5 protein-coding genes and 1 pseudogene are annotated in these 7,918 nt (G+C 71.1%); 4 read left to right on the plus strand and 2 right to left on the minus strand.

Annotation, left to right across the window (positions count from 1 at the left end; translation table 11 throughout):
* From murD to B2U11_RS15390, 4 genes and pseudogenes are all read left to right on the plus strand, one after another.
* Window positions 1–226: pseudogene (gene murD, locus B2U11_RS15375) on the plus strand (UDP-N-acetylmuramoyl-L-alanine--D-glutamate ligase); the annotation flags it as partial.
* Complete coding sequence (ftsW, locus tag B2U11_RS15380) at window positions 223–1,401, plus strand: putative lipid II flippase FtsW (protein WP_292073044.1); 1,179 nt, start codon at window positions 223–225, stop codon at window positions 1,399–1,401. The pseudogene murD and the gene ftsW, both read left to right, overlap by 4 nt.
* Window positions 1,402–1,841: 440 nt before the next feature.
* Window positions 1,842–2,927, plus strand: coding sequence for an undecaprenyldiphospho-muramoylpentapeptide beta-N-acetylglucosaminyltransferase (gene murG / locus B2U11_RS15385; protein WP_292073046.1), 1,086 nt, complete (start codon window positions 1,842–1,844; stop codon window positions 2,925–2,927).
* 185 nt (window positions 2,928–3,112) lie between these two features.
* Window positions 3,113–4,267 carry a mechanosensitive ion channel family protein gene (locus B2U11_RS15390; protein ID WP_292073047.1) on the plus strand — a complete coding sequence of 385 codons (1,155 nt, stop codon included), beginning with the start codon at window positions 3,113–3,115 and terminating at the stop codon, window positions 4,265–4,267.
* Here B2U11_RS15390 and B2U11_RS15395 read toward each other — a convergent pair.
* Entirely contained in the window at window positions 4,218–4,631 is a 414-nt protein-coding gene (locus tag B2U11_RS15395; protein WP_292073049.1) for a hypothetical protein, read from the minus strand. The genes B2U11_RS15390 and B2U11_RS15395 overlap by 50 nt on opposite strands.
* On the minus strand, window positions 4,628–7,918 hold a 3,291-nt coding region (locus tag B2U11_RS15400; RefSeq protein WP_292073050.1), incomplete at its 5' end, for a chromosome segregation protein SMC. The genes B2U11_RS15400 and B2U11_RS15395, both read right to left, overlap by 4 nt.

Consider the following 7,918-nt stretch of genomic DNA (forward strand, 5'->3'; position numbering starts at 1 on the left):
CGCCTTCGCCGCCGCGCTGGGCGACACGCCGCACGTCATCGCCCGCACCATCGACGCCGCCGTCGCCGCAGCCGCGCGCGACGCGGCCGACGCGGGCGGCGAGCAGATCGTGCTGCTGTCGCCCGCCTGCGCCAGCTTCGACCAGTATCCCGACTTCGAGGCGCGCGGAGAGGCCTTCCGCGCCGCCGCCCTCACCCTCGGCGCCACGCCGGAGACCGCGTCATGAGCGCCGCCTACACCCCCGCCTTCTCCCGCAACGACCAGAGCCTGGTCGCCCGCTGGTTCTGGACCGTGGACCGGGGCCTGCTGAGCGCGGCCCTGGCGCTGATGGCCCTGGGGGTGGCGCTCAGCTTCGCCTCCAGCCCGGCGGCTATCCTCGCCGACGAGTCGATCACCGACCCCTTCCATTATTCCTGGCGGATGTTGGTCTTCGCCGGCGCGGGCCTGGTGACGATGCTGACGACCTCGCTGATGTCGCCGCGCGGCGTCCGGCGCATCGCCCTGCTGGCGCTGCTGGGCGCCATCGTCGTGATGATGGCCCTGCCGTTCATCGGCGACACGGTGAAGGGCGCCGCCCGCTGGGTGAACCTGGGGCCGTTCAGTCTTCAGCCGTCCGAGTTCGCCAAGCCCGGCCTGATCGTCTTCGCCGCCTGGATGTTCGCCGAGGCGCAGAAGGGCCAGGGCGTGCCCGGCGTCACCATCGCCTTCGGATTCTACGCCCTGACGGTCTGCCTGCTGCTGATCCAGCCCGATATCGGCCAGACCCTGCTGATCACCACCACCTTCATGGCCGTCTTCTTCATGGCCGGGGTGCCGTTCAAATGGATGGCGGTCCTGGCCAGTCTGGGCATGGCCGGGCTGGTGTCGCTGTACTTCGTCTTCGGCCATATGCGCGACCGGCTCAGCCGCTTCTTCTCGCCCGACAGCACCGACACCCACCAGATCGACGCCGCGTCCGAGGCCATCCGCGCGGGCGGTCTCTTGGGCCGGGGGGTGGGCGAGGGGGTGATGAAGCGCCACGTGCCCGACCTGCACACCGACTTCATCTATTCCGTCGGCGCCGAGGAGTTCGGCCTGGTCCTCAGCCTGCTGATGATCGGCCTGTACGCCTTTATCGTCATCCGGGGCATGCGCCGGGCGATGAAGCTGAACGACTCGTTCGAACAGACGGCGGCGGCCGGCCTGTTCATGCTGATCGGGCTTCAGGCCTGCATCAATGTGGCGGTGAACCTGAACCTGATCCCGACCAAGGGGATGACCCTGCCCTTCATCAGCTATGGCGGCTCGTCCATGCTGGCGATGGGCCTGACGATGGGCTTCGCCCTGGCCCTGACCCGCCGCCGCCCCGGCGCCTATGAGCCGGGCGCCAGCCTGCCGGGTCCCCGGCGGCGGCTGCTCTGACCCAAGCCCCGTCTTCGTCATTCTCCGGCGCGAAGCGACCGGGGGACCCAGCGGCGCGCGCGAGCGCGACCCTGTCGCGGACAAGGCCTTCGGACGTCGTGCGGCGGATGGATTTCGCCTTCGGCGCCGCTGGGTTCCGGGTCTGCGCTTCGCTGCGCCCGGAATGACGAAAGCGAGGGATACGATCCTTTTTTCGCGCCGGAACATGAGGGAAATCAGCACGCTGGCGGTGAACCGCGACGATCTTCCTACCGCTCCCCAAAACCGTGCGATCATCTCGCGCCACACACCGTCATCCTCGGGTCGGGTCCGAGGATGACGATGAGGAGGGGCGGACCGATTTCAGACTATTCAGACGATTCAGACTCTCTTTTTGCCTCTCCCTCGTCCGGATTTCAGACGATTCAGACTATTCAGACGGTGTTTTTTCGGAGCCCTTCATGACCAAGCTCTGCGTCGTCGCCGCCGGCGGCACCGGCGGCCATATGTTCCCGGCCGAGGCCCTGGCGCGAGAGATGGCCGCCCGCGGCTGGCGCGTGGTGCTGGCCACCGACCATCGCGGGGAACAGTACGCCCACGCCTTTCCGGCCGAGGAGCGGCTGGCCCTGGACGCCGCGACCGGCTCCGGCCCGCTGGGCCTGGTCAAGGCGGGCGTCGCCATCTTCCGAGGGGTGATGCAGGCCCGGTCGGCCTTCGACCGGCTGGGCGCCGACGTGGTGGTGGGCTTCGGCGGCTACCCTTCCGCCCCGGCGCTGGTGGCGGCCGTCGTCTCGGGCCGGCCGACCGTGATCCATGAGCAGAACGCCGTGCTGGGCCGCACCAACCGCACCCTGGCGCCCCATGTGAAGGCGGTGGCTTCGTCCTTTCCGACGCTGGAACGCGCTCCGGCGGCGGTTCAGGGCCGCGCCCATGTCGTCGGCTCGCCCGTGCGCGCCGACATCCGCGCCCTGTTCGACCGGCCCTACGCCGCCCCCGCTGAAGACGGCCCTATCCACGTCCTCGTCACCGGCGGCAGCCAGGGCGCCCGCATCCTGTCCGAGACCACGCCGCGCGCCCTGGCCGCCCTGCCCCAGGGGATCCGCCGCCGTCTGAAGGTGCAGCAGCAGTCGCGCCCGGAAACGCTGGAAGCCGCCCGCCAGATTTATCTGGAGGCCGGGATCGAGGCCGAGGTCGCCCCCTTCTTCCGCGACATGGCCGACCGGCTGGGTCGCGCGCACCTCGTGGTGGGCCGCTCCGGCGCCTCGACCTGCGCCGAACTGGCCGTCGCCGCCCTGCCGTCGATCCTGATCCCCCTCAAGATCGCCACCGACGATCACCAGCGGCTGAACGCCAAGGCCCTGGTCGACGCCGGCGCCGCCCAGGTGATCCTGGAGGACGACCTGACCGTCGATCGCCTGGCCGCCGCTCTGGAAGGCGTCCTGTCCGACCCGGCGCGCCTTTCGGCCATGTCCGCCGCCGCCCGCTCCGTGGCCATCCCCGACGCCGCCCAGCGCCTGGCCGATCTGGTGGAGGCGACGGCGGCGTGACGTCTCCTCCCCACGCAGTGGGGAGGGGGACCACGAAGTGGTGGAGGGGCTTTTCAAATCGCACTGATCGCCGGCGTCGCGCCAAGAACCCCTCCGTCACGGCGCTGCGCGCCGCGCCGCCTCCCCATCGCCTCGCGACGGGGAAGAGACAATCAACCCGAACGGCTCTGGAGCGTTAGGAAGCGATGCCTCCCGAAATCACCAATCTCACCCGCGAGATCATCGCGCTGTGGCGCCGCTTCGACTGGCTGCCGGAATGGGCGGTGATCGCCCTGGTGCTGCTGGTCTTCGTGGGCGGCGGCTGGCTGACGCACAAGATCGCCTTCGCCATCCTGCGGCGGGTGGTGAAGAACCGGGATGTCTTCTGGCGCGGCCTGGTCGAACGCGCGCGGCTGAAGCTGCGCGTCCTGATCATCATCATCGGCGTCGGCATCGGCGTCACCGTGTCTCCGATGGACCCCGGCCCGTCCGCCGATATTCGCGACATCCTGGTCTTCCTGTTCATCCTGACCCTGGGCTGGCTGGCGTCGGGCGCGCTGGACATGTGGACGGTGATGCACCTGAAGCGGTTCAACATCGCCACCGAAGACAATCTCGTCGCCCGCAAGCATCTGACCCAGACCCGCATCCTGCAGCGGGTGGCCAAGGTGATTTTGTTCATCGTCACCGTCGGCCTGGCGCTGATGACCATCTCGGGCTTCCGCCAGTGGGGCGTCAGCCTGCTGGCCTCGGCCGGCGTGGTCGGCATCATCGCCGGTCTGGCGCTGCAGCCGATCCTGACCAACATGGTCGCCGGCATCCAGATCGCCCTGACCCAGCCCATCCGCATCGACGACGCCGTGATCGTGGAAGGCGAGTGGGGCAATGTGGAGGAGATCACCTCGACCTATGTGGTGGTCAAGATCTGGGACTGGCGGCGCCTGGTCCTGCCCCTCAGCTACTTCATCACCACGCCGTTCCAAAACTGGACGCGCGAGAACGCCCGGCTGATCGGTTCGGCCTTCTTCTACGTCGACTACGAAGCGCCGATCGACCGGCTGCGCGCCGCCTTCGAGGACATCGTCAAGGGCTCGAAGCTGTGGGACGGCGACGTTCAGGTCATGCAGGTGACCGACATCACCGAACGCGTGCTCCAGGTCCGCGTCCTGGCCAGCGCCCGCAACGCCGCGATCGCCTTCGACCTGCGCTGCGAAATCCGCGAGAAGCTGATGGCCTTCATGCGCGACCAATGCCCCGAAGCCCTGCCCCGCGACCGGATCGAATGGCCGCAGGGGGAGGGAGACGCAAGAGTCAGTCCGCCAGCGCCGACTGCCCCCGCTCGATCGCCTGGTCCAGCGTGAGGGCGCGCTCTGGACGCCTCTCGCCGCACGCAACGGCCAGCAGTTCGGCCGCGTCCCCGCCAGGCGCGGCGTCATACGCCGGAGCAGGATCAGGCGTCGCCGGCCCCTCGACCCCGTCCTCCCGAAGGGAAGCGAAGTCCAGCCGGTCCGCCGTCCTCGCCCGGCAGTCGAAGGCCCACCACGACCAGCCGCCGACGTACAGCACATCGCCGACATGAAAGCCTTGCTCTGCCACCTGCAGGCTCCGCATCCGGGCCACGTCGCCCTCCCGTTCGATGGAGCCCACATCCGCGAACTGCGCGAACCGCCCCACGCCGGTCTCGACCAGTTGGGGACCCGCCAGCGCCAGCAGCAGGGCGATCATGCAACCAGCGTCTCGGCCTGGTGCAGGTCCACTGACACCAGCTGGCTCATGCCGCGCTCGGGCATGGTGACGCCGTACAGCCGGTCCATCCGGCTCATGGTCACGGGGTTGTGGGTGATGACGATGAAGCGGGTGTCGGTGCGGTTTCTCATCTCGTCCAGCATCCGGCAGAAGCGGTCGACGTTGGCGTCGTCCAGCGGCGCGTCCACCTCGTCCAGCACGCAGACCGGCGCCGGGTTGGCCAGGAAGACGCCGAAGATCAGCGCCGCCGCCGTCAGGGCCTGCTCGCCGCCGCTCATCAGGCTCATGACCGACAGCCGCTTGCCGGGCGGACAGGCGTAGATTTCCAGCCCCGCCTCCAGCGGATCGTCGCTCTCGACCAGCTTCAGCTCGGCCTGACCGCCGCCGAACAGGGCCTCGAACAGGGTCTTGAAGTTGGTGTTGATGACGTCGAAGGCGGCGATCAGCCGCTCGCGCCCCTCGGCGTTCAGTTCGTCGATGCCGTCGCGCAGCTTGGCGATCGCCTGGGTCAGGTCGATGCGCTCGGTCTTCATGGCGCTGAGGCGCTCTCCGTATTCGACCGCCTCGTCCTCGGCGCGCAGGTTGACGGCGCCCAGGGCTTCGCGCTCGCGCTCCAGGCCGAACAGCAGGCTCTCGGCCCCGGCGGCGTCGGGCGGGCGAGCGACGGCGTCGTCGCTGAGCTTGCGCCCCAGCTCCTCGGGCGACATCTGGGCGGTGTCGCGCACGGTGGCCTCCGCCTCCTTAAGCCGGTCGGCGGCGGCCTCGGACCGGGCGGCCAGCCCGGCGCGCGCCTCGCGCGCCTGGGCGGCCGCGGCCTCGGCGGCGCGGGCGGCGCGGTCGGCCTCGGTCGCCTCGGTCTCGGCCGTCGCCATGGCGTCGGAAGAGGCCTGCTTGCGCCGCTCGGCGTCGCTCAGCATGTCCAGCAGCCTGCCGCGCTGTTCGGCGAAGCCTCGGGGCGCGATCTCGGCCTGGGTCAAAAGGGCGGCTGTCTTGTCGGCGTCCTTGGCCAGGGCGGTCACGCGGGCGGCGCTGTCCTTCGACCGCCCGATCCAGCCGTCGCGCGCGCGGGTCAGGGCGCCCAGCCTCTGTTCGCGGCCCTGGCGGTCGCGCGCCTCGGCGTCGCGGTCCGAGCGGGCGGTCTGGGCGGCGACGCGGGCCGTCTCGGCGACGGCGCGGGCGACAGCCAGCTCCTCGCGCAGCCCGGCCAGGGTCTCGGACGGCGCCTCGACCGACTGGGCGGCGTCGAAGGCGGCCCGAGCCTCGGCGACCTCGGCCCCCAGTCGAGCCACGGTGTCGTCCAAGGCTTGGGCCCGAGCCTCGCGTCGAGCCTGTTCGTGGGCAAGGCTCTCGACCCGGTCGCGCGCGGCGGCGACGGCCTTGTCGGCGACGAAGGGCTTGAGGCGGGCGGTCTTCACAGCCTCCTCGGCGGCGCGGAAGGCCTCGGTGGCGGCCTTCTGCGCGGCTTGCGCGGCCTCCAGCGCGGGCTTGCCCCGGTCGATCTCCGTCTCCAGCTCGGCCAGGCGGGTGCGTTGGGCCAGGCGGACGGCGGCGGGGCGGGGCGCCTCGGCGCGGCTGACGAAGCCGTCCCAGCGATACAGGTCGCCCTCGACCGTCACCAGGCGGGCGCCTGGGGGCAGAACCAGAGCCAACCGGGCGGCGTCGGCCTTCAGCGCCACGCCGCACAGAGCCAGGCGGGCGGCCAGTTCCTCCGGCGCCTGAACGTGGGCGGACAGCGGCTCGACCCCGTCGGGCCAGGTCGGCGGATGCGGTTCCGCCCCGCCCCAATAGGCGGCCGCCTTGGCGTCCAGCGCCGCATCCAGGTCGTCGCCCAAGGCGGCGGCCAGGGCGGCTTCATAGCCCTTGTCGGCGCGCACCCGGTCCAGGGCGGGCGGGTGGTCGCGCTTGCCGGTGACCAGCAATTGGGCGAGGCCCCGCGCTTCGGTTTGCAGTCGGCCTAGGCGGTCTTCCGCCTCACGCGCCGTCGTCCGGGCCTCTTGTTCGGCGCGGGCCAGATCACCGCGCCGGGCCTCGGCGGCCTCCACGGCGTCGCGCGCGGCGGCGAGGTCGGTCTGGGCCGCCTCTAGCGCCAAGCGGGCGGTCTCCAGGTCGGGCGTCTTCAGCGGACCAAGCGCCTCGCGCTCTCGCTGGGCTTGCTCGAACTGGCCGGTGACGCGCGACAGCCGGGCCTCGGCGTCGCGCTTGCGCGCGGTCTCGGCGTTGGCGCGCGCCTCGACGGCGGCCAGGGTTCCGGCAAGTCGTTCGACCTCGGCGTCGGCGAGCTTTCGGGCGTCCTCGGCGGCGGCCAGCGCCTTGTCCAATTCGGGGCCGCGCTCCGGGGCGGCGGCGATCTCGGCCTTGAGCTTATCCAGTTCGTGGTCCAGCCGGTCCAGTTCCCGGCGGGCGTCCGCGGCCATGTCCTCCTCACGCTGGGCATCGGCGGCGAGGCGGGCGGTTTCGGCCTTCAGGCGTTCCACCTCGGTGCGGGCGGCCTGTTCGGCCATGTCCAGCCGGTCGCGCTCAAGGCTGGCGCGGTGCAGCAGGGCCGAGGCGACGGCGTCCTCCTCCCGCGCGGGCTTCAACGCCTCCTGGGCGGCCAGGGCGGCGGTCTGGGCGGTGGCGGCGGCGGTCGTGGTCCCCGCCACCGACTGGTCGGCCTGGCGCAGTTCCAGGGCTGCGGCTTCGGCGGCGACCCTGGCGTCGTTCCAGCGGACGTAAAGAAGCGCGGCCTGCAGGGCGCGGATTTCGGCGCTGATCTTCTTGTATTTCTCGGCCTGGCGCGCCTCTCGCTTCAGGCGGTTCAGCGCCGTCTCCAGTTCGCGGCCGATGTCGTCCAGCCGGTCCAGGTTTGTCTCAGCCGCTTTGAGGCGCAGTTCGGCCTCGTGCCGGCGGGTGTGCAGGCCTGCGACGCCGCCGGCCTCTTCAAGGATGCGGCGACGGTTCTGCGGCTTGGCGGCGATCAGTTCAGAGATCTGCCCCTGACGGACCAGGGCGGGGGAGTTGGCCCCGGTCGAGGCGTCGGCGAACAGCAGTTGCACGTCGCGGGCGCGGACCTCCTTGCCGTTGATGCGGTAGGTCGAGCCCTGGCCCCGGTCGATGCGGCGCGACACCTCCAGCACGGGGCTGTCGGTAAAGGGCTGGGGCGCGCGGCGCTGGCCGTTGTCGATGGTCAGCTGGACCTCGGCGTGGCTGCGCGGCGGACGACCGGCGGCCCCGGCGAAGATGACGTCGTCCATCCCTTGGCCGCGCATGGCCTTGGCCGAGTTGGC

This window comes from Brevundimonas sp. UBA7534 (genome assembly GCF_002479325.1).
Taxonomy (GTDB): domain Bacteria; phylum Pseudomonadota; class Alphaproteobacteria; order Caulobacterales; family Caulobacteraceae; genus Brevundimonas.